General features: G+C 67.1%; 19 protein-coding genes and 1 pseudogene. 11 read left to right on the top strand and 9 right to left on the bottom strand.

Going from position 1 to position 25,971, the window contains the following annotated elements; translation table 11 throughout:
* Positions 1-2: 2 nt before the first annotated feature.
* On the bottom strand, positions 3-4,553 hold the full coding sequence (locus P1L41_RS12165; protein WP_276295996.1) for a DUF7997 domain-containing protein: 4,551 nt from the start codon (positions 4,551-4,553) through the stop codon (positions 3-5).
* Between the two features lie 102 nt (positions 4,554-4,655).
* Between P1L41_RS12165 and P1L41_RS12160 the strand changes: the two genes are divergently transcribed.
* Positions 4,656-5,021, top strand: a complete 366-nt coding sequence (locus P1L41_RS12160; RefSeq protein WP_276295995.1) for a DUF7510 family protein — start codon at positions 4,656-4,658, stop codon at positions 5,019-5,021.
* A 1-nt stretch (position 5,022) separates the two neighbouring features.
* Here P1L41_RS12160 and P1L41_RS12155 read toward each other — a convergent pair whose 3' ends face one another.
* Positions 5,023-6,081, bottom strand: a complete 1,059-nt coding sequence (locus P1L41_RS12155) for a glycosyltransferase family 4 protein (RefSeq protein WP_276295994.1) — start codon at positions 6,079-6,081, stop codon at positions 5,023-5,025.
* Positions 6,082-6,219: 138 nt separating this feature from the next.
* On the opposite strand from P1L41_RS12155, the gene malQ reads away from it, so the two are divergent.
* The 4 genes and pseudogenes from malQ to P1L41_RS12135 all read left to right on the top strand — a co-directional run bounded on the left by malQ (position 6,220) and on the right by P1L41_RS12135 (position 10,178).
* Positions 6,220-7,710: a 4-alpha-glucanotransferase gene (malQ, locus tag P1L41_RS12150; RefSeq protein WP_276295993.1), complete on the top strand. Its 1,491-nt coding sequence runs from the start codon at positions 6,220-6,222 to the stop codon at positions 7,708-7,710.
* 39 nt (positions 7,711-7,749) lie between these two features.
* Positions 7,750-8,940, top strand: coding sequence for a threonine synthase (gene thrC / locus P1L41_RS12145; RefSeq protein ID WP_276295992.1), 1,191 nt, complete (start codon positions 7,750-7,752; stop codon positions 8,938-8,940).
* A gap of 167 nt (positions 8,941-9,107) precedes the next feature.
* Positions 9,108-9,320: pseudogene (locus P1L41_RS12140) on the top strand (CPBP family glutamic-type intramembrane protease); the annotation flags it as partial.
* A 39-nt stretch (positions 9,321-9,359) separates the two neighbouring features.
* Complete coding sequence (locus P1L41_RS12135) at positions 9,360-10,178, top strand: cytochrome c oxidase subunit 3 (protein WP_276295991.1); 819 nt, start codon at positions 9,360-9,362, stop codon at positions 10,176-10,178.
* Between the two features lie 9 nt (positions 10,179-10,187).
* Here P1L41_RS12135 and P1L41_RS12130 read toward each other — a convergent pair whose 3' ends face one another.
* Together P1L41_RS12130 and P1L41_RS12125 are read right to left on the bottom strand one after the other, a co-directional pair.
* Entirely contained in the window at positions 10,188-10,706 is a 519-nt protein-coding gene (locus tag P1L41_RS12130) for a DUF7979 domain-containing protein (RefSeq protein WP_276295990.1), read from the bottom strand.
* Positions 10,699-12,984, bottom strand: coding sequence for a DUF6789 family protein (locus P1L41_RS12125; protein ID WP_276295989.1), 2,286 nt, complete (start codon positions 12,982-12,984; stop codon positions 10,699-10,701). Before P1L41_RS12125 ends, P1L41_RS12130 begins: the two co-directional genes overlap by 8 nt.
* 144 nt (positions 12,985-13,128) lie before the next feature.
* On the opposite strand from P1L41_RS12125, the gene coxB reads away from it, so the two are divergent.
* The 4 genes from coxB (at position 13,129) to P1L41_RS12105 (ending at position 16,510) form a co-directional block, all read left to right on the top strand.
* Positions 13,129-13,836, top strand: a complete 708-nt coding sequence (coxB, locus tag P1L41_RS12120) for a cytochrome c oxidase subunit II (RefSeq protein ID WP_276295988.1) — start codon at positions 13,129-13,131, stop codon at positions 13,834-13,836.
* A 47-nt stretch (positions 13,837-13,883) separates the two neighbouring features.
* Complete coding sequence (locus tag P1L41_RS12115) at positions 13,884-15,239, top strand: phosphohexomutase domain-containing protein (RefSeq protein ID WP_276295987.1); 1,356 nt, start codon at positions 13,884-13,886, stop codon at positions 15,237-15,239.
* A gap of 63 nt (positions 15,240-15,302) precedes the next feature.
* Positions 15,303-15,689, top strand: coding sequence for a cytidine deaminase (gene cdd, locus P1L41_RS12110; RefSeq protein WP_276295986.1), 387 nt, complete (start codon positions 15,303-15,305; stop codon positions 15,687-15,689).
* Entirely contained in the window at positions 15,686-16,510 is an 825-nt protein-coding gene (locus tag P1L41_RS12105) for a nucleoside phosphorylase (RefSeq protein WP_276295985.1), read from the top strand. The genes cdd and P1L41_RS12105 overlap by 4 nt, the downstream gene beginning before the upstream one ends.
* A 237-nt stretch (positions 16,511-16,747) precedes the next feature.
* On the opposite strand, the gene P1L41_RS12100 is transcribed toward P1L41_RS12105, so the two are convergent.
* Both P1L41_RS12100 and P1L41_RS12095 read right to left on the bottom strand, forming a co-directional pair.
* On the bottom strand, positions 16,748-17,911 hold the full coding sequence (locus P1L41_RS12100; RefSeq protein WP_276295984.1) for an NAD(P)/FAD-dependent oxidoreductase: 1,164 nt from the start codon (positions 17,909-17,911) through the stop codon (positions 16,748-16,750).
* A 145-nt stretch (positions 17,912-18,056) separates the two neighbouring features.
* Positions 18,057-18,590, bottom strand: coding sequence for an HTH domain-containing protein (locus tag P1L41_RS12095; protein ID WP_276295983.1), 534 nt, complete (start codon positions 18,588-18,590; stop codon positions 18,057-18,059).
* A gap of 122 nt (positions 18,591-18,712) precedes the next feature.
* Between P1L41_RS12095 and P1L41_RS12090 the strand changes: the two genes are divergently transcribed.
* Positions 18,713-19,630 carry an NAD-dependent epimerase/dehydratase family protein gene (locus P1L41_RS12090; RefSeq protein WP_276295982.1) on the top strand — a complete coding sequence of 306 codons (918 nt, stop codon included), beginning with the start codon at positions 18,713-18,715 and terminating at the stop codon, positions 19,628-19,630.
* Positions 19,631-19,687: 57 nt separating this feature from the next.
* Positions 19,688-20,602 carry an arginase gene (gene rocF, locus P1L41_RS12085; RefSeq protein ID WP_276295981.1) on the top strand — a complete coding sequence of 305 codons (915 nt, stop codon included), beginning with the start codon at positions 19,688-19,690 and terminating at the stop codon, positions 20,600-20,602.
* Here rocF and P1L41_RS12080 read toward each other — a convergent pair.
* From P1L41_RS12080 to gyrB, 3 genes are read right to left on the bottom strand one after another with little or no spacing between them, the layout of a single operon-like run.
* Positions 20,599-21,381: a glycerophosphodiester phosphodiesterase gene (locus P1L41_RS12080; RefSeq protein WP_276295980.1), complete on the bottom strand. Its 783-nt coding sequence runs from the start codon at positions 21,379-21,381 to the stop codon at positions 20,599-20,601. The genes rocF and P1L41_RS12080 overlap by 4 nt on opposite strands.
* Positions 21,382-21,395: 14 nt before the next feature.
* On the bottom strand, positions 21,396-23,849 hold the full coding sequence (gene gyrA / locus P1L41_RS12075; RefSeq protein ID WP_276295979.1) for a DNA gyrase subunit A: 2,454 nt from the start codon (positions 23,847-23,849) through the stop codon (positions 21,396-21,398).
* A complete protein-coding gene (gene gyrB, locus P1L41_RS12070; RefSeq protein ID WP_276295978.1) occupies positions 23,846-25,774 on the bottom strand; it encodes a DNA topoisomerase (ATP-hydrolyzing) subunit B in 1,929 nt (642 codons plus the stop codon). The genes gyrA and gyrB overlap by 4 nt, the downstream gene beginning before the upstream one ends.
* Positions 25,775-25,971: the final 197 nt, after the last annotated feature.

The raw sequence follows: 25,971 nt of genomic DNA, 5'->3' as shown, positions 1-25,971 counted from the left end.
GGTCACAGCGTGATACGGGAGACGGTCGTCCCGGCCTGTTCGAGGTCCCGCTGGGACGCGGCGGCCACTATACAGGTGTTCTCCCCGTACTCCATCTCGAGGCCGACCTCGAACTCGCCGCCGTCGGGCTCGACGAGCGCCGAGTCCACCGGCGTCTTCACGGCGACGAGCTCGCCCGTCGTCTTCCCGCTGAAGATTATCTCGTCGCCGCGGAACCGCGTATCGACGCGGAGCGCTGGACTCCGGTCCTGCTCGTGGACCTCGCGCTCCAGGTAGCGCTCGCGGACGACGGCCGGCGTCTCGACCGGCTCTCCGGCGTCGATGCCGTGGGCCAGGCGGACGAACTGGGCCATCGCCCACGCGAGCGGCGTCGCCGCACCCGTCCCTTCGCCCGGTTCCCAGTCGTAGTCGGTCGTGTACTGGCGGTCCCACACCTGCTCGGCCAGCATCCGTCCGGAGTTCGCGAACGAGGCCATCGACTCGAGCAGTTCCTGTGGGTGGTCACCGGGCGCGTGCTCGTCGGTGTGCAGTTCGTACTCGCCGCGCTCGCCGGTCAACAGCGGCCAGAGCCGTCCCTTGCCGTTGTGGTCGACCGACCACGGCCCGCCCTGGTCGCCCCGTTCGCGCTCCCCGTAGCCGTCGCCGTTGTACCGGTAGAACGCCGCGTTCCCGTCGAGGTCGACCCGAATCGTCTTGTCCACCTCGGCGATGGAGTTCCTGACGACCTGGTCGTCCCAGGGCTTGATGCCGAGGCGGATGAGTTCGAGGAATCCCCCGTCGATGATGTCCCGTTCGTCGAGGGTGGGACCGTCGTTCGCGAGCGCCCGTTTCGTCCCCGACTCGGGGTCGCCGTCGCGGGTCACCCGGACGTAGTACGGCGTCCGGTCGTGTTTCTCGGTCCCCGTCTCCGTCGCGGTCCAGGACTCGACGACGTTCGTCCACTGGTCGGCCAGGGCGAACCACGAGAGCGCGTCCGCCTCGTGTCCGGTGTCCATCGCCACTGTCCCGGCACAGACCAGACCGGCGATCTCCGCTGCGATGGTCGACGGCGAGTAGCCCGCCTCTTCCTCCCAGCGCTCCTGGGAGGTCGCGGGGCCGTTCTGCGCGACGTAGTCGGCCGACAGCCGCAGGTTCTCGAAGTCGTAGGCCACGTCGTCGAAGGTCACGCCGCGCTCCCAGAGGTGGTAGGCCATCACCTGGGGGAACGAGACGTTGTCCATCTGCTCGCCCACCCAGCGTGTCTCACCGTTGACGTACGTGTTCTGGGGAACGAACCCGTCCGGTTGCTGCTGGTACTCGTAGATGAACTCCAGGTGCTCGATGGCCCGGTCCAGCCCGTCGACGGCGTCGAAGACGGTGAAGACCTGATAGAGGTCACGCGACCAGACGAAGTTGTACCCCGTCCCCTGGGATTTCGACGCTGTGACGACCTCTCCCCAGGGAACCGAGGGCGACGCGACCGACGCCCCGGCGTAGCCCTTGTCTTCGACGGCCAGGAGCGTCATCAGCGCGCTCCGGTACTGGGCGGCGAGTCGCTGGTCGTCGCTGACGGATGCCGGGAGCGCCTTGTCGGCGAGGAACGACTGCCAGCTGTCCCGATAGCCGGTCCGGATGGGGTCGTACCCGGTCGCCAGTGCGCCCTCCGCTTCGCCGAGCGCCGCCGCGGTGTCGGCCTTGCCCGCGAATCCCAGCGCGATGCGGGTGTCTGTCTCCGTCCCGCTCCCGAGGCGGCCGACGAGCACGACGTGGTCGCTCTCCACGGTGTCCCGGCCTTCGGGGAGCGCGTCCTCCGAGAAGACGGCCTGCAGGTGCTCGTCGCCGGCGACGCCGACGGTCGCCCAGTCGAACCGCTGTTCCGCTGCGAGTGCGAGGGCCACCGAGTATCCCTCGTCGTTCTCGTCGACCAGCAGTGGGGGGCTCGGGGACTGGGTGTACGCCGCTGCGGCGCGCGCGACGAGGTGGTGCCCGGTCGACCCGGAGAGGCGCAGGCCGCGCTCCCCCTCACCGGTCGTGCTCAGGGCGGTGTCGGCGACTGCGAACACGTCGTAGGACTTCCCGTCGTGCGCCTCGAACTGGACGTCGGCGACGATAGCGTCGTGTTCCGGGTCGGCGGCGTACTCGACGGTCAGCGACCACTCGTGGCCGTGGCCGTCGCTCTGTTCGGTGATGACGTGCTTGAACAGCAGGGCGTCGTCGGCCGTCGGTTCGACGCGCCGGTCGACGGTGTCCGTGCCGCTCCGGCGGCGGTTCTCCTTGTGTGTCCTGACGACGTACTCCTCGTCCCGACACCTGACGAGGAAGTCGAGCGTCCGGAGGTTCATCAGGTCGATTCGCGGGAACCGTGCCTCGGTCAGTGCGCCCTCGGTGAGCGTGAACCACACCCGCGAGGGGTCGGGACTCCCGTGGTCCGCGACGGTCCCCAGGCCGTACTTCTCGCCCGTGGTCCACCGGAGTCGCTCTTCGGGCCCTGTCGGGGCCGGCGCCGTCGGGAGGGCGTTCTGTTCGCCCAGAATCGTCGTCGCTCGGAGTCTGAAGACGTGGGCCGTCCCCAGCGGGGTCGCACCGTCGAGCGTGCCGTCGTCGAACACCTGGGCCGCGAGGTAACCGACCTCGCTCGTCAGCGGGCCGTCCGCGCGCAGGAGGTTGTACAGGTCGCTGCCGCGCTTGAAGAAGGCCTCGCCGTTTCGGCCGTACCCCTCGAGGAGTACCCCGAGCTCGGCGGCGGCCGCCGCACCCATCGCCGTCGTGAGCGTCCATATCTTCTCGGCCGGCTGGTCCATGGTCCGCCAGCGGTCGCCCTCGAACCTGACGAGGCCGCCGACGGGGTTCCCCGGCGGGTTCCGGTACAGCCCGTTGAGCAGCGAGCCGACGTGGCTCGTCAGCCGGTCCAGGTCCGCCTCGGAGAGCGTGACGTCGTCGAGTGAGGCGTAGGCCCTGAAGGCGTCGACCAGCGCGAACGTGGAGGCGTCGAGACGCCGGTCGGGAATCCCGTTGCCGTCCAGCCGCTGGGCGAACGACCCCGCTGAGTCGTCCCACAGCTCGTCCAACGACGCGAACAGCTGTTCGGCCCTGACCGCCGCAGTCGACTGCAGTCCCTCGCCGACCGGCGCTCGACTGACCTCGGCGTAGGCTTCGATGTATCTGGCCGCGGTGTGGGTGAACTGTCCCATCGCGTCCTCCCAGAGGTTCTGACAGAGCTCCGGCAGCCCGTTCTGGTCCAGCGAATCGTCCATGGCCGCGACGGCGTCCTCGAGCGTCTCCCGTATCTCGCTCCGGAGCGTCTCGGAGACGTCGTCGCCCCGTGTCCGGAGGTACCTTGCGAGGAAGGTGGTCACCTGCGCCGACTGGTGGGCCTGGTACTCGCCGGACGTCTCGTCGTGTTCCACTCTGGCGTTGGCCCACCCCGGCGCCAGTTCCCCGTCCGACGCCCAGACGCGGTGGGGCCAGGTCCCGTCGGGTAACTGCCCGGCGCAGTAGAACGCAGCCTTCTGGCGGAGTCGGTCGGTGATGTCGAGGCCGACGCTGTCGTCGACGGCCAGCAGGTTGCTCGCGATAGTGGCGTCCTCGCCGAACCAGCAGTAGCCGTAGCCGCCGGAGTTCACGTAGAAGGGGTCGAAGTCGGGCGCCGAGATGTGCGCGCCGGTCGGGGCGAGCAGGAGGTCGAGCACCCGCAGGTCGGTTCGGACCAGCGAGGGGCGTGGCGACTCCTCGGGCACGCTCACCGACGTCCGGTCGCGGGCCGCCGCCCGGAGGTCGTCGGACGTCTCGTGGGCCGACACGCAGTGTCTGAGGTCCGCGAGCGCGTCCTCGCGGTCTATCTCGTCGTGGTCGGACAGCTGGGTGACGAGCGACGTCCGCGCCGCTCGCCCGGTCTGTTCCAGCGGCGCGGTCACGAGGATGTCGCCGCTCAGGTGCGTGTCCTCGTAGCGCCTGGAGGCCACGTCGCGGGGGAAGGTGAGTGCCTCGTCGTCGAGTATCTCGTCGAACTGTTCGGGGACCTGGCCGTGGACCTCGTCGAGCCCCGTCGAGGCGGTCACGTAGTCGTGCTCGTGGTGGTGGAACACTTCGACCGCTTTGCTCCCGCTTGGCCCACCGTCCTCGTGGATGAGCCGGGCGACGCGTGCCTCCTGGCCCTCCGGTGCGAGCGTCATGAACGCGACGAGGTGGGCCTGTGACGGAATCGCCCCGCGGAGCTCCACGTGCGTGACGTGGGCCCGACCCAGCGTCAGGTCGTACTGGTGGACGGTGAACTCGCCCATGTCGTACTCCGTCTCGACGAGGTTCGTCTCGCGGTAGTAGTGCTGGCGTATCGTGTCGAGGTCGTCGAACCAGTAGGTGTCCGTCTCTGTCCTGATACCCAGCCGAGAGCGGTCGATGCCGTACAGCTCGGATAGCGGGGCCGAGAAGTCGCGGAGAGAGCCGTTCGGGTCGACGTGTACCAGCCGGTCGCCGTGGCCGGAGAAGGCACCCTCCACAGTCTGCCGTTCTCCGGGGTACCGGGCGGGGTCCGACCGGTCGCGCTTGTAGTCGTTGAGCGCTGTGCGCAGCCGCATACCCCTTGAGTACAGCCCGTCCGGTATAGTAGATTGGGTGTGTTGGCCCATCGCCGCTTCCGGCAGGAGAATACATAAGGGGCACACACGCACAGTGTCCGTATGGACGACCCAACCGACACCGCCGATACAGGGGCCGAGGTGGCGGACGAAGAGCCCGTCTCCTTCGAGATGGACATCGTCGACGGCGAGACGCGCATCGTGGTCTCGGGCGACCGGGACACCGCCGTCGTCGTCGTGTCGGCTTCCGGCGAGAAAATCTACCTCCCCCCGGAGGACTTCGAGCGCTCGGCCATCGAGGGGCGCCAGACGCCCTACGATAGCCCCTACCAGTCGCGCAGCGGGAGCGGTGACAGCCCGTACGACTCACACCCGGACGCCACGTCCGTCTCCGGCCTCGAACCGACCGCTGACGGCTACATCATCCAGCATCCCGAGCCGGTGCAGGACGTCAGATTCCTGCGCTGACTCACGCCGCGTCGTCGAGGATATCGTGGTAGAACGCGACGTGTTCCTCGCCGACGTCGTCCCAGGTCCGCTCCTCGTACTCGATCGGCGTGTCTATCTCCAGAGCGTACTCGATACCCTCGGCGATGGAGTCCGAGTTGGGTTCCACCTCGATGACGCAGTCGTCGGGCAGAATCTCGCCGGCACCGTTCTCACAGGCAAGGACGCGCGTCCCGACCGAGAGCGCCTCGACGTAGGTGATACCGAACGGTTCCGCGAGCGACGGCGAGACGAAGAGGTCGGCGTTCGCGTAGTAGTCGCCCAGTTCCTCCTGGGGGACGTACCCCGGGAACCGGACCTGGTCTTCGACACCGAGGAGTTCCGCGAACCGCTTGAGCTGGTCGGTGAGGTGGCCGGAGCCCCCCAGCACGAGCGTGACGTCGTCGCGCTTGAGCTTCGTGAGGGCGTAGAGGAGATAGGAGATTCCCTTCTGGTCGGTGTGGCGCCCGACGAAGAAGAGCATCTTCCCGTCGATGTCGAGTTCCGCCTTGATGTCCCGGCCGGTCGACTCGACGGAGGAGAAGCCGTTGTAGATGACCGTCGAGTCGGCCCCGTACTCGGCCTTTATCTTGCCGGCGGTGAAGTTGCTGACCGCGATGAGATGGTCCGACCGGTCTGCGACGCGCTGTTCGGTCTCGACCTCGCGCTCGGGGGGGTTGACGTTCCGGTCCGACGACAGCGAGTGGAACGTCGTCACCCACTCGACGTCGTGGGCCGATTTCGCTCTCGACCCGGGGTTGTACCCGAACCAGTCGTTGGTGTGGATGATGTCCGCGTCCTCGGCGTGGTCGGCGAACGCGCCCGCCAGGCGACCGATGCGGGTGATGATGTCTCCCTTCCCGGTCGGGACGCCGTGGATGTTCTCGCGCCCCTCCGGTGCGTACTCGTCGGGCAACACCAGTTCGAACTGGACGTCGTCGCGGGGCTGCATCACTTCGAACAGTTCGCCGATAGCCGTATCGAGGCCGCCGGTGATGTTCGGTGGGAACCCCCAGCCAAGCATCAGCACTTTGGGTGGCATGTTCGGTTACCCGGGTTGATGGCCGATGCGGTTATGTAACTTTGGGGCTTCGGATGGCGCTCGACCAGCAGTTCCGAACCTGTGGGCGGCCGGAAAGTATCGGACCGTTGAAGGGGGAGTCGGCTGAAACCCTCTTCTATGAGATTCCAACGACAGAGTGGACTCTTCCTCCACCACACGTCGCTCCCGAGCCCGCACGGGGTCGGGGACCTGGGGGCCGGCGCTCGCCGGTTCGTCGACTTCCTCGAACGGGCCGACCAGTCGCTGTGGCAGTTCTGCCCGCTCGGACCGACGTCGGCCGAGCTCGGTAACTCGCCGTACCAGTCGTTCTCGGCGTTCGCCGGGAACCCGCTGCTCGTCGACCTGCGCGACCTCGGCGAGCGGGGGTACCTGACCGACGGCGAACTCGAACCGCCCGGAGGCGTCTCCGAACACTCGGTGAACTACGAGACAGTCGGCTCGTTCAAGCGCGACCGGCTGCGGACGGCCTTCGAGCGCTTCGACGAGGACGCGACCGGGGCCGACCGCGAGTCCTTCGAGGCGTTCCGTGAGCGCGAAGCAGGGTGGATCGACGGTTATTCCCTGTTCATGGCGCTCAAGTCCCACTTCGACGGCCGGCTCTGGACCGAGTGGCCCGATGCGGTCAAGACTCGCCAGCCCGACGCGCTCGACAAGTACCGCGAGGAGCTGGCCGACGAGGTGGGTTACCACGAGTTCGTCCAGTGGGTATTCGACGAGCAGTGGCAGGCCCTCTACGAGTACGCCAGCGATGCCGGCGTCAAGCTCGTCGGCGACCTGCCCATCTACGTCGCGCTGGACTCCGCCGACGTCTGGGCGGCGCCCGAGGCGTTCCAGTTGACCGAGGAAAACGACCCCGCCGTGGTCGCTGGCGTCCCGCCGAACCCGGACGACAGCGGTCAGCGCTGGGGGAATCCGCTGTACGACTGGGACCGGCTGGCCGAGAACGACTACGACTGGTGGATCGACCGCCTCGAGCGACTGTTCGAACTGGTCGACATCACGCGCATCGACCACTTCAAAGGGTTCGACGAGTACTGGGCCATCCCAGCCGAATCCGACGACCCCGCCGACGGCGAATGGCGTCAGGGTCCCGAGGCGGACTTCTTCGAGACGGTCGAGGCCGAACTCGGCGACCTCCCCTTCTTCGCGGAGGACCTCGGCTTCATCGACGAGAGCATGATATCGCTGCGCGACCGCTTCGAGTTCCCCGGTATGCGCGTCCCGCAGTACGCCGACTGGTGTGAGGGCGGCCACATGTACCAGCCGATGCACTTCCCGGAGAACGCCGTCGGCTACACCTCGACGCACGACACCGACACCGTCGTCGGCTACTACCGGGACCTCGACGACCGCCAGCGCGACTGTCTCCACTACAACCTCGGCACCGACGGGAGCGACATCAACTGGGATATCATCGAGGCGGTGTGGAATTCCAACGCCGTCGTCGCCATGACGACGATGCAGGACCTCCTGGGACTGGACAGCGACGCCCGGTTCAACCTCCCCGGGACCGCGACGGGCAACTGGCAGTGGCGGGTCACCGAGGCGGCGTTCGACGAGGACGTCGCCGAGCGCCTGCGCCAGGTGACCGACCGGACGATCCGGTAGTCCGACAAGGGCTTTCTCCGGGCCGCCCGAACCCGGCGTATGGACCTCGCGCTGAACTGTTACGCCTGTGGTTCGGACGGCCAGCTCGCCGACGGCACTCGCTGTGCCTGCGGCGAGCCGTACTGGCTCGAGACCGACGCGAGGGGCTTCGAGTGGCCGGACACCGCGGAGCGCTCGCTGTGGCGGTACCGCGACCTGCTGCCGCCGGTCGACCCCGAGAGATTGGCCGCGGTCGCCGGGGGGACGCCGCTGGTCCGGGCCAGCCGACTCGACGACGACGTCGGTGCCCGCGTCCACGTCAAGTACGAGGGCGCGAACCCGACGGGGACGTTCAAGGACCGCGGCAGCGCCGTGGGCGTCGCCGTCGCCGAGGCGTCGGGCGCGTCGGCCGTCGGCACCGTCTCGCACGGCAACATGGCCCGGTCGATGGCGGCCCACGCGGCGAGCGCCGGTCTCGACTGCGTGGTGCTCGTCCCGGCGGACATCCCGGCCGAGCGCCTGGGCCTCATCGCCCGCTTCGATCCGACCATCCTCCGCGTCGAGGGCGGCTACGACCGCCTCTACGGGGCGTCGCTGCGGGTCGGGCGCGAGCACGGCGTCCGCTTCGTCAACTCCGACACGCCGCTCCGGGTCGCCGGGCAGCAGACGACCGGCCTCGAGATTCTGGAGGCCTTCGCGCCCGACGGGCCGGACGCGATCGTAGTCCCCGTCTCCAGCGGCGGCCACGCGAGCGGGCTCTGGAAGGCAGTCCGCGAGCTGGAATCGGCCGGGCACCTCGCCGACCCACCGGCGCTGTACTTCGTTCAGGCAGCGGCGTGTGCGCCCATCGCCGAGGCGTGGGCGCGGGAGGCCAACGCCGTCGCGCCCGTCGAAGCCGGGGAGACGGTGGCGTACTCTATCGCGAACACCGACCCGCCCAGCGGGAACCGGGTGCTCGCGGCCGCCAGTGACACCGGCGGTGCCGTCCTCGCCGTCGACGACGACGCCATCCTCGCGGCCCGCCGGACGCTCGCCGAGCGGACCGGTCTGTTCGTCGAGTCGGCCTGCGCGACGGCGCTGGCCGGCGCCCGTGACCTGGCGGCCGCCGGGGCGTTCGTGCCCGAGGACGACGTGGTCTTGGTCGCCACTGGCACCGGCTTCACCGAACGCGACGTCGACCCGGTCGGCCCCGCCCCCCGAACCGTCCACGTCGACGCACTCGACGGGGCACTCGAGTCAGTCCTCTCCTGAATCGGCGCCAGTGGTGGCCGGAGCAGGGAACCCGGGCATACTTTTGCCCGTCGTCCACACACCGCTGGTGATGTCGTCACCCGGTCCCGACGCGAGCGCCCTCTGCTGGACCGTCCCCGAGGTCGTCGGTCTCACGGCCGTCGGCATCCTCATCTCGCTGGTCGCCGGCTATCGCCGGATCGAGCGTCCTCTTCGGGTCGGTGCACCTGACGAACTTCACCGGGGCGCTCCCGCCCATCCTGGCGACCATCGGCCTCCTGACCGCCGTCGGTGCCGTCTTCGGCGTCGCCTACGAACGGACGGGCAACCTCGCGGTGCCCGTCGCGGTCCACGGTCTCTACAACCTCGTCCTGCTGTCGGTCTCGTTCCTGTCACTGTAGTGGGAGGCGTTTATGAAGACGGCGTCCATTGTGGTCGTTATGGCCGGTTCGACCGCCGGAGGACACGCCCCCGAGAGCGAGCACGAGGGAGGACACGAGCACGCGAGTCGTTGGCCGCTCGTGGCCGCGATAGGTGCCGGCGCGCTGTATCTGGGGGTCGGCCTCGCCTTCGTCGGCCTCGACCTCGTCCCCTCGGCGATACCGCTCGCGCTGGGCGGCCTGGGGGCGGTTGGGCTGGTCGCGGGCCTCGCGGGCTGGGCCAACGAAGCGTTCGTTCGTGACTACCGGGCGGGTCGTGGCGCGTCGGGGTCGCTCTACGACACGACGATGGTGCTGTTCCTGGTCTCCGACGTGGCCACCTTCGCCGCGGGGTTCGTCTACTACGCGTTCGTCCGCGCCGGCCAGTGGCCGCCCGCGCACCTGCCGCCGCTGTTGAGTTCGCTCGTGCTCGTCAACACCGCCCTGCTGCTGGCCAGCAGCGTCACGCTGCACTACGGACACCACGCCCTCGAACGGGGCGACCGACGGCGGTTCCTCGCTCTGCTGGGCCTGACGGTGGCGCTGGGCGTCGTCTTCGTCGCCGGACAGGTGCTCGAGTACGTCGAGTTCGTCCTCGGCGAGGGCTTTACCCTCTCTAGCGGTGTCTTCGCGAGCGCCTTCTACGGGCTGACCGGGCTCCACGGCCTGCACGTCAGCCTCGGGGTCGTCCTGCTGGGCATCGCGTTCGCTCGCGCGCTCCGTGGCCACTACTCCGCAGAGCGCGACACCGCGATCCGGACGACGGCGCTGTACTGGCACTTCGTCGACGCCGTGTGGGTATTCCTGGTCGTCGTCCTCTACGTCGGCGCGAGCGTCTGAGAACCGGCCCTACCGGGCGCGGCGGTCCAGCGCCACGAGGCGCTTGTAGATGGGCGGCGTCAAGATCAGCACGACCCCGAGCGCGATGGCGAACACACCGAGCGGGAACTGGAGCGGCGCGGCCTGGAAACAGGGGTTCTCCGAGACGGTGGTGACGTAGTGTTGCTCGCCCTGGTACGCGACGAGCGACCCGTTCCTGAACGCGGCCGCGTTGGGGAAGTCACCCGCCACGTGGGCCTCGTTCCTGGGTGCAGTGAGCGCCTCCCGGAAGGCGGCCTGTTCGGCGGGCGAGAGGGCCTCGAACTGGGACTGTCGGAGGGCCGGCCCGTCGTCGCCGAACCGGTCGGCCGTCGCGTCGGGCCCTTCGACGGCGATGGTCGGTTCGCCGCAGTTCAGGACCGGCCCCTCGAGGATGGCGTAGCCGCCCGGGACCGCCGCGCCGATGCCGATGGCCACCAGCAGGACGCCGGCAAAGGGCGCGACGTAGGTGAACACCACTGACCCGCGGTCCCTGTCGCCGTCAGTCATCCGACTCGACACCCCAGAAGCGCGCCTGGCGCCGCGACTCGAGGTACTGGTAGGTCACGCTGAGGCCGAGGCCGTACGCCCAGTGGGCCACGAGGACGAACCCCAGGTAGCCCACCAGCGCCAGGCCCTGCTGGCCCGTGTAGAAGGCGACGGCGAACCCCGTCGAGATGACCGTGGCGAACACGAGCCCCGTCTCGAACAGCAGCCGCCCCGGCAGGTACTCTGAGAACGCAAGGAACAGCAGCGGCCAGGTGACTGTTCCACCGACGAGAAAGAGGACGACGCCGAACAGCGGGCGGGCGGGCAGTCCGACTATCTCGGCGATTTCGCCGAACGACGCCGGGTCGAGCACGCCGACGAGCCAGGCGGTGCCCAGGCCCCCAGCCATGAGGACGGTGCCGACGAAGCCACCGATGGCTGCGAGCCCCGCGTTCCGGGTGACTGTCTGGGCGACGTTGCCCACGCTGCCCTCGGTGAACCCCTTCGGTTCGCCCTCGGGGGCGTACGAGCGGCGGGTGCTCGTCGGTTCGGTGGGTTCGATGTCGTACTTCTCGACCAGTCGCTGCTCGAACCACCGCCACTCGCGGGTGAACTGGTTCGTCGCCTTCAGGTCCCAGGGGTCTGTCGTCTTCACGACGTCGCCCTGCCAGTACGACACCAGCATGTTGTAGAGCCACAGCAGGGCGCTCAGCCCGATGACGTAGGCGCCGATGGTGGCTATCTGCTGACCGAACTGGAGTTCTGGCGGGTAGACGGCCTGCCGGCGCGGGAACCCCAGGCCGCCGATGACCGTCAGCGTGACGAAGGTGACGAAGGAGCCGAAGATGAGCAGCACGGCCTGGAACCGTGCCAGGCGAGTGTCGTACCAGCGGCCCGTGATGAGCGGGTACCAGTAGTAGCTCGCGGCGATCATCAGGAACGGGATGATGCCGACGACGATGAGGTGGAAGTGCCCGACGACGTAGTATGTCCCGTGATAGAGGATGTCGACGGGGATGACCGCGAGAAAGACGCCGGTCACGCCACCGATGATGAACGTGGATATGCCGCCCGCACAGAGGATGAAGGGCGCGGTCAGGCGGATGTCCCCGTCCCATATCGTCGTGATCCAGTTGAACACCTTGATGGCGCTGGGGACGGCGATGGCGATGGAGATGGCCATGAACGAGGCCTTCAGCCGGGGGTCGACGCTGGTGGTGAACATGTGGTGGGCCCAGACGCCAAAGGAGAGGACGCCGAGGCCGAGCGTCGAGTAGACGATGAACTGGTAGCCAAAGAGCTTGCGCCCGACGAACTTCGGGAGGATGGTGCTCATCAGCCCCGCTGCCGGCAGGAAGAGGATGTACACCTCGGGGTGGCCCCAGAACCAGAACAGGTGCTGCCAGAGTATCGGGCCGCCACCCTCCGTCGCGAAGAAGGTCGTCCCGAGGTTACGGTCCAACAGGAGCATCACCAGGGCGCTCCCCAGCAGCGGGAAGGCAAACAGCACCAGCCCGCTCGTGACGAGCATGTTCCACGAGAAAATGTCCATGTTCGCCCAGGTGACTCCCTCCTCACGCTCGTAGACGATGGTCGCGATGAAGTTGATGGCCCCGACCGTCGTCGCGATGCCCGAGAGGTGCAGTCCCAGCAGGAGCAGGTCTATCTGGGGGTTCGGTTGCTGGACCGACAGCGGGGCATAGAGGGTCCACCCGACGCTCACCTCGCGGACGGTCAGGAAGAACTCGATGGCCTCGGGCGGGAAAAAGAGGGAGAGAATCTGTCCGCCGACCTGTACCAGCAGCCCCATCCGGGCCATCAGGAGGGCCGGCGGGAGCATCCAGAACCCGACGGCGTTGACCCGCGGGAAGGCCATGTCGTCGGCGCCGATGAGCAGCGGGAGGACGTAGTTCCCGATGCCGTAGAACACGGGGAGGACGAAGAAGATCAGCATCGTCAGCCCGTGGGTGGTAAAGAGCGCGTTGTACGTCTCCGGCGTCCAGATGTCCGCCGGCGGCGTCAGCAGTTCCGTCCGGAGCATCATCGCGTCGACGCCGCCCCACAGGCCCGCAACGGTGCCGAAGGCGATGTACAGCAGGCCGATGTCCCGGTGGTTCGTCGTCGTCAGCCACCGGTACAGTTCGGACCCCACCCGGTCGACCTCGTACTGGAGTCCCTCGCGGGTGATCGTGCCCCCGTCGCTCTCGAGGCGCGCGTGCCAGCGCGAACGCACCCACAGCGCTAGCACGGAGACCGCCAGGAGGCCCAGCGCAGTCCCCTCGACGACGGCGCGGTTCACCGGTGCCCCTCCGTGTGGCTCGTGACCACAGCTCGAATTTCAACCGAGAGACACATTTACCGACCCTGAAAGCGGCTCGATAATAAAACTACGCGACGGCGGCCTGGCGAAGATATATGACAGCCCCACTACAAACGTGTGCCAATGCGTCGCATTCGGGTCCTGTCCTGGTCGCTGCTGGCCGTGGTGGCGCTGGGCGCGCTCGCCTCGCCGGCGGCGGCCCAGTCGCTCAACCGGGCGGCCATCGACGAGCTCAACGAGCAGTTGCTCTACGTCGCCCTGCCGCTGACGCTGTTCGTCGAGCTCACCCTCGTCTACGCCATCTACCGGTTCCGGAACAACGACGCACCCCGGCCGACCGTCGACGACCCGGCGCTGGAGGTGACCTGGACGGCCGCGACGGGGGCCATCCTCGTCTTCGTCGGCATCTCGGCGTTCTTCGTGCTCGCGACGCCCTATATCAGTCCCGCCGCGGCGACGCCGGCCGACGGCGGAGCCGCCGACATGGAGGTCGAAGTGGTGGCCTACCAGTGGGGCTGGGAGTTCCACTACCTGGACTCGAACGTCACCACCCAGTCGCGTCTCGTGATCCCCGTCGACGAGGACGTGCGGTTCCGACTGCGCACGGTGGACGTGATACACTCCTTCTACGTCCCGCAATTGGGCATCAAGCAGGACGTCTTCCCCGGCCAGGAGATGGTCGCCCGGACCCACGCGACAGAGACCGGGTCGTACCGCCTCCACTGTGCCGAACTGTGCGGGGCCGGCCACAGCCGGATGGACGGGACGGTAGTCGTATTGAACCAGAGCGAGTACCATCGGTGGGTCGCGAACCGGACCGCCGAGTCCTGACTCGTGAGAACGGGGGAATTAAACCGCGCCCTCCCGGAACGCAATCTATGGACCTGTTCGGGACGGCCGGCATCAGAGGCCCCGTCGACGCCGACGTCACGCCAGACCGGGCACTGGCGGTCGGCCGGGCCGCCGGCCGGGACGGCGGGACGTTCGTGGTGGGCTACGACGGTCGAGTCACGTCGCCGGCGCTGGCTGACGCCGTCGCGTCCGGCCTCGCGAGCGCCGGCGCGAACGTCGTAAAACTGGGACGGGTACCCACGCCGGCGCTCGCCTACGCCTCGCAGGGCCGACGAGGCGTGATGGTGACCGCGAGTCACAACCCGCCGACGGACAACGGCATCAAGCTGTTCGTGGACGGCGAGGAGTACCACGGTGACGCCGAGCGCCGACTGGAGGACCGCGTCGCGAACAACACTCACCCAGCGTCATGGGACCAGTGGCGTGCGACCGAACGCGAGGACGTCCTGCCGGACTATCGGGACACCGTGGCGACCTACGCTCACACGCTGGGAGCGGCCCCGACTGACCTGACCGTCGCCGTCGACTGTGGGAACGGGATGGCGGGCGTCGCGACACCATACGTACTCAGAGCGCTCGGCGCCTCAGTAATCGCGACCGAGGCCAACGTCGACGGCCACTTCCCCGCACGCGAGAGCAAACCCACGGCGGAGTCGCTCACCGCCCTCCGGTCGCTCGTCGCGAGCACGGACGTCGACGTCGGTATCGGCCACGACGGCGACGGCGACAGACTCGTGCTCGTCGACGAGGAGGGCGACGTCGTCCACGAGGACACGGTGGTCGCGATGCTCGCCGAGACATACACCGCCCGGTCGAGCGCCGAGGACCCGGTTGTCGTCACCACGCCCAACGCATCGGGTCGCATCGACCAGCGCGTCGAGGAGGCCGGCGGCCGCGTCGAACGCGTCCGTCTGGGCGCACTTCACGAGGGCATCGCCGACGTTCGCGCCGACGCCGGCCCGGACACCGAGGTGGTCTTCGCCGCCGAACCGTGGAAGCACGTCCACCCGGCGTTCGGTGGCTGGATAGACGCCGTCGCCAGCGCGGCCGTCCTCGCCAGACTCTTCGCGGCGACACCGCTCGCGGAACGCCGGGCCGTCGTGGACGAACGGCCCTACCGGAAGGTGAGCGTCCCCTGTCCGGAGGCGGCAAAGGCAGGGGCGATGGAGACGCTCGGCGAATCGCTGCCTGCGGCCTTTCCCGAGGCCACGGTGTCGACCGACCACGGCGTCCGATTGTCGTTCGACGGCGGGGCCTGGGCACTCGTCCGCCCTAGCGGCACGGAGCCATACGTCCGCGTCTACGCGGAGAGCGAGTCCGTCGACGACCTGATCGACCAGGTGGAATCACTGGTCCGCTCCGCCGTCGACGACGCGAACTGAACCGAGCGATAGCCCCGTTGGCCCCGGCGGTGGGTATTTCACCCGGCCAGTCCACCCGTGACCATGGACGACCTCATGCAGGCCGCACGGGACGCCATCGACGCGTCGTACGCACCCTACTCGGAGTACCGGGTCGGCGCAGCCATCGAGACGGCCGACGGGTCGGTGTACACCGGCTGTAACATCGAGAACGCCAACTACAGCAACAGCATCCACGCCGAGGAGCTGGCCATCGGGTCGGCGGTCCGCGACGGCCACGACGAGTTCGTCCGCCTCGCCGTCTCCTCGGACAAGCGAGACGGCGTCACACCCTGTGGGATGTGCCGCCAGACCCTCTCCGAGTTCTGTGACGAGTCGCTCCCGATTGTCACTGACGGCGAGGACGGCACCGAGTACACCCTCGGCGAACTCTTGCCCGCGACGATATCTCCGGCACACCTGGGCAAATGACCGGCGACAGCGAAGACCCGAACGACGACGTTCAGTACCACCTCGAGGTGGGACCGGGAGACGTCGCCGACAGCGTGCTCCTGCCGGGCGACCCCGAGCGCGTCGAGAAGGTGGTCGCCGACTGGGACGACCACGAGCTCGTCGCGGACCACCGCGAATACCGCACCGCGACCGGTACGCACGAGGGGACGCCGATTTCCGTGACGTCGACCGGTATCGGGTCGCCCTCCGCCGCCATCGCCGTCGAGGAACTGGCCCGCGTCGGCGCCGAAACGCTCCTCAGAGTCGGGTCCTGTGGCGCTATCCAGGCGGAGGCCAGCGTCGGCGACCTCGTCATCACGACGGGCACCGTCCGACAGGAGGGGACCAGCAAGGAGTACGTCCGCGAGGACTACCCGGCCAGCGCGGACCACCGCGTCGTCTCGGCGCTCGTCGCGGCCGCCGAAGAACTGGGCTACGACTACCACCTCGGCGTGACCTGCTCGACGGACAGTTTCTACGCTGGACAGTCTCGCCCGGGTTTCGGCGGTTTCGAAGCCCGGGGAAGCGATGGTGACCTCGAAGCACTCCAGCAAGCCGGGGTCCTCAACTTCGAGATGGAGGCCGCGAGCATCCTCACCCTCGCCAGCATCTACGGCCTCCGGGCTGGGGCGGTCTGTACGGTCTACGCCAACCGCGTCACCGGCGAGTTCCGGGCTGAGGGCGAGCGGAAGGCCGCGAAGTGCGCGAGCCTCGCGGTGACCTACCTGAAGGAGATGGACGAGGCAGTCGAGGCGAGCGATAGCGACCATTGGCACGCTGGATTGAGTATCGAGCAATAGCGGGAGGTCAGGCCGGGAGTGCGCTCCGTCGCACGACCCGGGGAAAGGCAGGCCGACTGAGAATAGACCGGAACGGAGATTTCAGAGGACCGTGTCCGACGCCGAAGGCGTCGGTTCACCCGCAGCGCGCGGACTGCCGCGCGGCGCAGCCGCGCGAAAGGAGCACGCAGCGATTTTTCCCCAAGTTTTTGCTCGACTGAGGGCGCGGAGTGCCCGAAGGAGATGCAAACAGTGGGTTCACATATCCGGCCACGCCTTCGCGGCGCGACCGATGCTGGTGACGTCGGCGATCCAGCGGGCGGCGATACCCTTCTTGAGAATCTTCGCCGGGAGGCCACCGAACGTCGAGATCGGGACGCCCATCACGTCGTGGGCGACGGCTTTCTCGCCGACGGAGATGACGGTCCCCTTGTCCTTGTGCGTCCACGTACTGAGTGGCTGGCCGCGCACGGCACGAGCGAGGTTCTCACCGGCGACCTCTGCGGCCTGCCAGGCGGCCTGGGCGGTCGGCGGAGCGGGCTGCTCGCCGGGCTGGTCGATGAGCGCGCAGTCGCCGATGGCGAAGACGCGCTCGTCGTCGGTCTGGAAGTCACTCTCCGCGTGGATGCGGTGGTTGCGGTCGTCCTTGTCGAGCTTGACGTCCTGGACGGCGTCGCGGCCGGTGATACCGCCGGTCCAGACCAGCACGTCGTAGTCGAGTTCCTCGTCGTCGCCGATGTAGACGGTGTCCTCGTCGACCTCGCCGATGAACTCGCCGCACATGATCTCGACGTCGCGCTCGACCAGGCGCTTGCGGAGCGAGCCCTGCAGTTCGGGGTCGTTGCCGGGGAAGATCTCGTCGAGGCCCTCGACGAGGTGGATGTCGATCGGCGCGTCGTGCAGGTCGCGGAACTCGGCGACCTCGCCGGCGGTCTGGATGCCCGAGAGGCCGGCGCCACCGATGACGACCTGCGCAGGGTCGTTCTGAGTCGCCTCCCGGGCGGCGGTCTGGACGGCCTCGTGGATGCCCAGAGCGTCGTCGAGACTCTTCAGCGTGTGGGCGTGTTCTTCGAGGCCCTGGATGCCGAAGAAGGCGGTCTGCGAACCGAGACAGACGAGGAGGTAGTCGTACTCGACGGCGTCGTTCGCAGCGAGTTCGACGCGCCGTTCGTCGGTGTCGATAGCGACGACCTCGTCTTCGATGAACGACGTGGTCGGTTCCTTGATGTCGTGGACAGGAATCGAGATTTTGTCCTGGACGGACGGGTCACGGATGCAGCGGTGGGATTCGTGGAGAACGAGGTGGAAATCAGTGTCCGAGATCCAGGTCAGATCCGCGTCACCGTTCAGTTCGTTTTCAAAACTCTTGACGGCGCCTGCACCGGCGTAGCCAGCACCGAGTACGACGACCTTATCAGTCATATCTCGACTTGAGGAGTGGTGTGATACAAAGGCTTTGAAACGCGCGCGACAGCCCTCGTTCTCCGGATATTAATCATCCAGAACTGGAGCGGCGGTGTTGCTCGTCGCAGCGAGCAGGGAGAGAACGCGAAGAGAAGATCCGGAACTAGTGTTCGGGCTCGCCGGCCGGCGCTCGCATGTCGTCGATAGTCAGGATGAGCTTGTTGTTGGTGTCGTCCTTCCCTTCGAGCGTGCCGATGATCTGGAGTTTCGAGAGCGGCGTCGGCCCCACGGTGACCGAGTCACCTTCGTGGTACCCGGAGATCGAGCCCTGGAGCTGTATCTCCGCGCGGCACTCCTCCGGGTGGTGGACGCTGGTGAGGTCGATCTCCTCGACGTTGGAGTGCTCGACCAGTTCGCCGTTGTGGCGAAGGGGAACTTCGGCGGCCTGTTCCATGTCCTGAATCTGGAGGGCGTCGTACGCAGTCGCTGTCGGTTTGTACCCGCCTTTGGGGCCGGGGACGCCCTCTACGAGCTGGAGGGCTTTCAGGCTCTGCATCTGGTTACGTATCGTCCCGGGGTTGCGGTCGACTTCGGCGGCGATGTCTTCGCCTTTGACCGCCGTCTCGCTCTCCCGGTACAGGTTGACGAGCTCCTGGAGTATGTTTTTCTGGCTCGGGGTCAGTTCGATTGATGACATAATGTCTCGTTCGGTATAACCGTCCTTAAACCCGGCGGTGAGACCCCCCACAAATCCACGCTGTCCGGTAACTTTCAGCGGAAAGCGACACCACTATTGTACGCCCTCGTGGCTACATGTGTATGAACGGACATCGCGTGCTGGTGACTGGCGGCGGCGGATTCATCGGTTCGAATCTGGCCAACGAACTGGCCGAGGACAACGATGTCGTCGCGCTGGACGACGGCTATCTCGGGACGCCGGCGAACGTGTCAGACGAAGTAACGTACGTGGACAAGAGCGTCCTCGACGACGACCTGCCGACGGACGTCGACGTGGTCTTCCACCTCGCGGCGCTGTCGTCCTACGCGATGCACGAGGACGACCCGACACACGGGACCCGCGTCAACGTCGAAGGGTTCGTGAACACCGTCGAACAGGCCCGCGACGACGGGTGTGACACCGTGGTCTACGCCTCGACGTCGTCTATCTACGGCAGCCGAACTACTCCCTCTCCGGAGTCCATGGATGTCACAGTGAACACGGGGTACGAGGCCTCGAAGATGGCCCGCGAGACGTACGCCGAGTACTTCCACAACCACTACGACCTCTCACTGGCCGGGATGCGCTTCTTCTCGGTCTACCAGGGCTACGGTGGCGCCGAAGAGCACAAGGGCGAGTACGCGAACGTCATCGCGCAGTTCGCCGACGACATGGCCAACGGCGACGCGCCGGTTCTCTACGGCGACGGCACTCAGACGCGCGATTTCACACACGTCAACGACATCGTCCGCGGGCTCGTCCAGGCGGCCGAACACGAACTCGACGGCATCTACAACCTCGGGACCGGCGAGGCATTCGACTTCCGCACGGTGGTAGAGATGCTGAACGACGAACTTGGCACCGACATCGACCCCGAGTTCGTCGAGAACCCGATTCCCGACGACGTCTACGTCCACGACACCTGTGCCGACGCCTCGAAGATGAGGGCGGCGACGGGCTGGGAGCCACAGATCTCGTTCGAGGAAGGTATCGAACGAGTCTGTCGGCAGTACAACTGACGCGTCGTCGGCCTCACAGCCCCCCGTTCTTTTCTCGGCTGGCCGAGAAGCCATCGTATGAAGCGCAACGTCCGTATCCTGGGTGTCCCGATGGACCTCGGCGCGGACCGGCGTGGCGTCGACATGGGGCCCTCTGCCATCAGGTACGGCGGTCTCGCGGGCCAGCTCGAGCGACTCGGCTACGACTGCGTCGACGGCGGGGACCTCGCCGTCCCCAACCCAGAGGAGCGCGACCCGGATTCGACGGTACTGGAGCGCGGCCGGGCGAAGTACTTCGAGGAGACCAGGGACGTCTGCGACGACGTCCGGACAGCAGTCGCCAGTACAGTCGCTGACGGCGAGTTCCCCCTGGTGCTGGGGGGCGACCACTCCATCGCTATCGGGACTGTCGCGGGGATAGCCGGCCCCGACGAAGACGTCGGCGTCGTCTGGTTCGACGCCCACGGGGACTTCAACACGCCCGCGACGTCGCCCAGCGGCAACACCCACGGGATGTCGCTCGCGGCCATCCTCGGCACCGGGGAGTTCGCCGACCACGACTGGGCCCACACGTCTGCGGTGAAGGAATCGAACGTCGTCCTGGTCGGGCTCCGGGACGTCGACGAGGAAGAGCGCCGGCTCATCAACGAGAGCGAGGTCACCGCATACACGATGTCGGAGATCGACACCCGCAGCGTCCCGGCCGTCGTCCAGGAGGCACTCGACGTCGCGACGGACGGCACCGACGCCATCCACGTCTCGCTGGACATGGACTGGCTCGACCCGACGGAGGCACCCGGTGTCGGGACGCCGGTCCGCGGAGGCGTCTCCTACCGCGAGGCCCACGTCGCGATGGAGTACGTCGCAGACCGAGGCGATGCGCTACGCTCGATGGAACTCGTAGAGGTGAACCCCATCCTCGACGACCACAACCAGACCGCCGAGCTCGCCTGTGAGCTGGCCGCGAGCGCGTTCGGGAAGCGGACGCTCTAATCGCTCAGATACCGGTCGAGTCCGGGGTAGTCAGCAATGAGTCCGTCGGCGCCGACGTCCAGTGCACGACGGGCTTCCTGCCAGTCCCGGACGGTCCAGACGTTGACAGCAGCGCCCAGGTCGTCGGCGAGGGACGCCAGGGTCGGGTTGTCCACCTGTTCGAGCGGGACGTGGAGTGCCTCGACGTCGTAGCGGCGCGCGATAGTCGCACCGGCCTCCCAGTCGCGCCGGCCGACCAGCGCAGCGAGCGACGCGTCCGGCCGCTTGCCTCGGACCGCGGCGAGCGCTCCCTCACAGAACGAGGAGAAGAGGACAGGCGTCTCTGACGCGTCGGTCACCGACAGCACCCTGTCCACGAAGGGCGTCCATCGGTCGCGAGCAGCGCTGCGGTCCGCACCGTCGACCGCCTCGAACGGTCTGATAGCGGTCGTGCCGGGGTTCTTCAGTTCGACGTTGAGGCCGACGTCCGCCGGGAGGACCTCCAGCACCGATTCGAGGGTTGGCACCCGCTGCTCGGTGCCGAGGACCCGTGCATTCGTCACGACGTCCGTCGACCGGTCCCAGACGCGGCCCTCGCGGTCTGTGACGCCCCTGCTCTCACCACCGTCGTCGAGTCGCTCGTCGTGAAAGGCGACGACCTCACCGTCCGCCGTCGGGACCGCGTCGACCTCGACCATGTCGGCACCGCTCTCGACGGCTCCTCGAACCGCAGCGAGGGTGTTTTCCGGATACAGTCCGGCGAACCCGCGATGGGCGATCGCCGTCGGGACATCGGCCATCCTTCGAGGCGTGGTTACGACTCGTCTACGGCCGCAGGAACGACGGTCACGCTCGCGACCTGGTCACCGGCGTCCAGGCCCATGATGGTCACGCCCTTGGTGTTCCGGCCGACCTGTGAGACGTCACCGGCGCTGATTCGCATTATCTGGCCCTGTTGGGACATGATGACGAGGTGGTCCTGCTCGGTGACGGCTTTCGCCGTCGCCACCGGGCCGTTTCGCTCGTCGGTCTTGATGTCGATGAGCCCCTTCCCGTAGCGGGACTGGCGGCGATACTCGCCCAGTTTCGTCCGTTTCCCGTAGCCGTTCCGGGTGACGGTCAGCAGCGACCGCTCGTCGGCGTCGTCGGTGGCGACCATCGCGGCGACCTTGTCGTCGCCCTGGAGGTCGATGGCCCTGACCCCGCGCGCCGACCGCCCCATCTCGCGGACCTCGTTCTCGTCGAAACGGATGGTCATCCCGTGTTCGGTGGCTACGACGAGGTCCTTCGTTCGGTCGGTCACCTCGACGTCGACGAGCTCGTCGCCGTCCTCGAGTTTCGCCGCCCGGATGCCGGTGGTCCGGATGTTCTGGAAATCGGCCGCGCAGGTGCGCTTGGTGTACCCGTCCCGGGTCACCATCGTGATGCACTCGTCCTCCTCGAAGTCGTCCGTCGAGACGACGGCAGTTATCTCCTCGCCGTCGCTGAGGTCGATGACGTTGATGGCCGACTTCCCGCGGGCGGTTCTGGACATCTCCGGAATCTCGTAGGTCTTCAGTCGATACACCTGCCCCTGGTTGGTGAAACAGAGCAGGTAGTCGTGGGAGTTGGCCCGGAACACCTTCGAGACCCGGTCGCCCTCCTTCGGGTCCGAGCCGATGATACCCTTCCCGCCCCGGCCCTGTGGGTCGAACGCGTCGACGGGCATCCGCTTGATGTAGTCGTCCTCGGTGATGACGACCACACAGTCCTCCTCCGGGATGAGGTCCTCGTGAGTGACCTGGCCCTCGTCCTCGATGATGGACGTTCTACGGTCGTCGTCGTACTCGTCTTTCATCGCCTGGAGCTCGTCGACGATGACGCTGTCCAGCTTCGCGCGGCTATCGAGGACCGATTCGAGGTAGTCGATGGTCGCCTGGACCTCCTCGTACTCCTCCTCGATTTCGGTCGTCTCCATCGAGGTCAGCGAGCCGAGTTGCATCCGGACGATGTGGGCCGCCTGGTCCTCGGAGAAGTCGAACTCCTCGTGGAGCCCCGCGCGGGCCGCGTCGCGGTCCTCGCTGTTCCGGATAAGGTCGACGACGTCGTCGACGTTCTCCAGGGCCTTGAGACGGCCTTCGAGGATGTGTTCCCGGTCCTCGGCCTCTTCGAGGTCGTGTTCGGAACGCCGGCGGACGACCTCGCGGCGGTGGTCGATATAGTGCTGGAGTGTCTGTTTCAGCGAGAGCACCTTGGGCTGGCCGTCGACCAGCGAGAGGTTGATGACACCGAACGTCGACTCGAGGTGGTGGTCCAGCAGGCGGTTCTCGACGACGTCGATGTTCGCGCCGCGCTTGAGTTCGACGACGATACGGACGCCGTTCCGGTCGGACTCGTCGCGCAGGTCGGCGATGCCCGCAATCTTCCCCTCGTTGACGTCGTCGGCGATTCGCTCGACGATGCGGGCCTTGTTCTCCTGGTAGGGCAGTTCGCTGATGACGATCCGGCCGTCTTCGCGGTCGACCTCGTACTCGGCACGGACCCGCAGTCGGCCGCGACCGGTCGTGTACGCCGAGTAGATGGCGTCGCGGCCGACGATGTTCCCCCCGGTCGGGAAGTCGGGCCCCTTGATGTGCTCCATCAGGTCCTCGACGGTGGCCTCCGGGTTATGAATGAGTTCGGTGGTCGCGTCGACGAGTTCGCCCAGGTTGTGCGGCGGGATGTTCGTCGACATCCCGACGGCGATGCCCGACGATCCGTTCAGGAGGAGACTCGGCACCTTCGCGGGGAGGACGTCCGGTTCCTGCAGGCGGTCGTCGTAGTTGCTGGAGAAGTCGACGGTGTCCTTCTCGATGTCTTCGAGCAGTTCCTCTGCGATGGGGGCCATCCGGGCCTCCGTGTACCGCATCGCAGCGGGCGGGTCGCCGTCCATCGACCCGAAGTTCCCCTGGCCGTCGACCAGCGGGTAGCGCATCGAGAAGTCCTGGGCCATCCGGACGAGCGTGTCGTAGATTGCGCTGTCGCCGTGCGGGTGGTAGTCACCCATCGTCTCGCCGACGATGGACGAGGACTTCCGATGGCTGGACCCCGACGAGATACCCATCTCGTGCATCGCGTAGAGGATGCGCCGGTGGACCGGCTTGAGGCCGTCACGGACGTCCGGGAGCGCACGCCCCGCGATGACCGACATCGCGTAGTCGATGTAGGACTGCTCCATCTCGTCCTCGATACGGACGTGCTGGATGCGCTGTGCCGGTGGCGCCGCGTCCTCTGGCACGTCCGAGCTCATATGTCGACCCACTCCGCTTCAGGGGAGTGTTCCTTGATGAACTCCTTGCGCGGTTCGACGGCGTCACCCATCAGGATGTTGAACATCCGGTCGGCGGCCGCCGCGTCCTCGATGTTTATTTGCTTGAGGATGCGGTTCTCGGGGTCCATCGTCGTCTCCCAGAGCTGGTCGGGGTTCATCTCGCCTAAGCCCTTGAACCGCTGGACCTGCGTCGGGTTCCCGTCGCACTTCTCCTCGACGATACGGTCGCGTTCCGCCTCTGTCATCGCGTCGTACGTCTCGCCCCGGTACCGGATGCGGTACAGCGGGGGCTGGGAGGCGTAGACGTTCCCGGCTTCGATGAGCGGCTTCATGTGGCGGTAGAGCAGCGTCAACAGGAGTGTCCGGATGTGGGCCCCGTCGACGTCCGCGTCGGTCATCATGATGACCTTCTGGTAGCGCAGGTCGTCGATGTCGAACTCGTCGCCGATGCCGGTGCCGAGCGCGGTGATGAGGTTCCGGATCTCGTTGTTCTCCAAGATGCGGTCCAGGCGGTGTTTCTCGACGTTCAGGATCTTCCCCTTGATGGGGAGGATGGCCTGGAACTCTGGGTTACGACCTTGCTTCGCGCTCCCGCCCGCGGAGTCGCCCTCCACGACGAACAGCTCGGCCTCCTCCGGGTCCCGGGTCTGGCAGTCGGCCAGTTTCCCGGGGAGCGCCGTCGAGTCCAGCGCCGACTTCCGGCGCGTGAGCTCCTCGGCCTTCTTCGCGGCCTTCCGTGCCTTCGCCGCCTCGACGGCCTTCCCGATGATGGTCTCGGCCGTGTCCGGGTTCTCCTCGAAGAACGTCGCCAGGCCGTCGTGCATCGCCGACTCGACGACGCCCCGGACCTCGCTGTTGCCGAGCTTGGTCTTGGTCTGCCCCTCGAACTGCGGGTCGGGGTGCTTCACCGAGATGACGGCGGTGAGTCCCTCACGGATGTCGTCGCCCTTCAGCGTATCGTCAAGGTCCTTCAGCAGTCCGTTCTCGGCGGCGTAGTCGTTGACCACGCGTGTGAGTGCGGTCTTGAAGCCGGTGAGATGAGACCCCCCTTCGCGGGTGTTGATGTTGTTCGCGAAGGCGTGGATGGAGCCCTGCAGGTCCGCAGTGCCCTGTAGCGCGATTTCGACCTGGACGACCCCTTCGCCGATGTCCTCCTCGTCCTCGAAGTAAATGACGTCGGGATGGAGGGGCTCTTTCGTCTCGTTCAGGTACTCGACGAACTCCCGGATGCCGCCCTCGTACTCGAAGGTGGTGGCCTCGCCGTCGCGCTCGTCGGAGAGCGTGATGGCGACGCCGGAGTTGAGGAAGGCGAGTTCGCGAAGCCGGGACTCGAGCGTCGAGAAGATGAACTCACCCGTCTCGAAGATGTCGTCGTCGGGCCAGAACCGGACCGTGGTCCCGGTCTCTTCGTCCGGGTCCAGGTCGCGGATGCGTTCGAGGTCGTACTCGGGTTCGCCGTGGTCGAAGCGCTGCTTCCAGACCGCGCCGTCGCGCTTGACCTCGACTTCGAGCCACTTCGAGAGGGCGTTGACGACGCTGACGCCGACGCCGTGGAGGCCACCCGAGACCTGGTAGGACTTGTTGTCGAACTTTCCACCCGCGTGGAGGATGGTCATCACGACCTCGACGGCCGGGACCCCGTGCTCTTCCTGGATGTCGACCGGGATGCCACGCCCGTCGTCGCTGACGGAGACCGAGCCGTCGTCGTGGATGGTCACCTCGATGGTGTCACAGTAGCCCGCCAGCGCCTCGTCGATGGCGTTGTCGACGACTTCGTAGACGAGATGGTGGAGACCTCTGGCATCGGTGGAACCGATATACATCGCAGGCCGTTTCTGGACGGCCTCCAGCCCTTCTAGGGTCTGGATTGACTTTGCGCCGTACTCATCAGACTCTCCTGACATAGGAACTTACTCTGGTTAGTAGGGGCACCCTTATAAAATTCCCGCACGCGCGTGCGAGAATCGGCCCGAATCCACCCGAGAGAGGCGTTTGAACGGCCTAACTCCGTAACCTGCTGACAGAACAGAGCCGCCCTGAACGCCGTCGTCAGACCGCTTGAATCACCGAACCGGTTCCCGAACAGTGGACTGGTTCGAAC

The organism is Haloarcula ordinaria (assembly GCF_029338275.1).
Classification (GTDB): domain Archaea; phylum Halobacteriota; class Halobacteria; order Halobacteriales; family Haloarculaceae; genus Haloarcula; species Haloarcula ordinaria.
The sequence above is the reverse complement of the archived record's forward strand: the minus strand, read 5'-3'. Positions and strand labels throughout refer to the sequence as shown.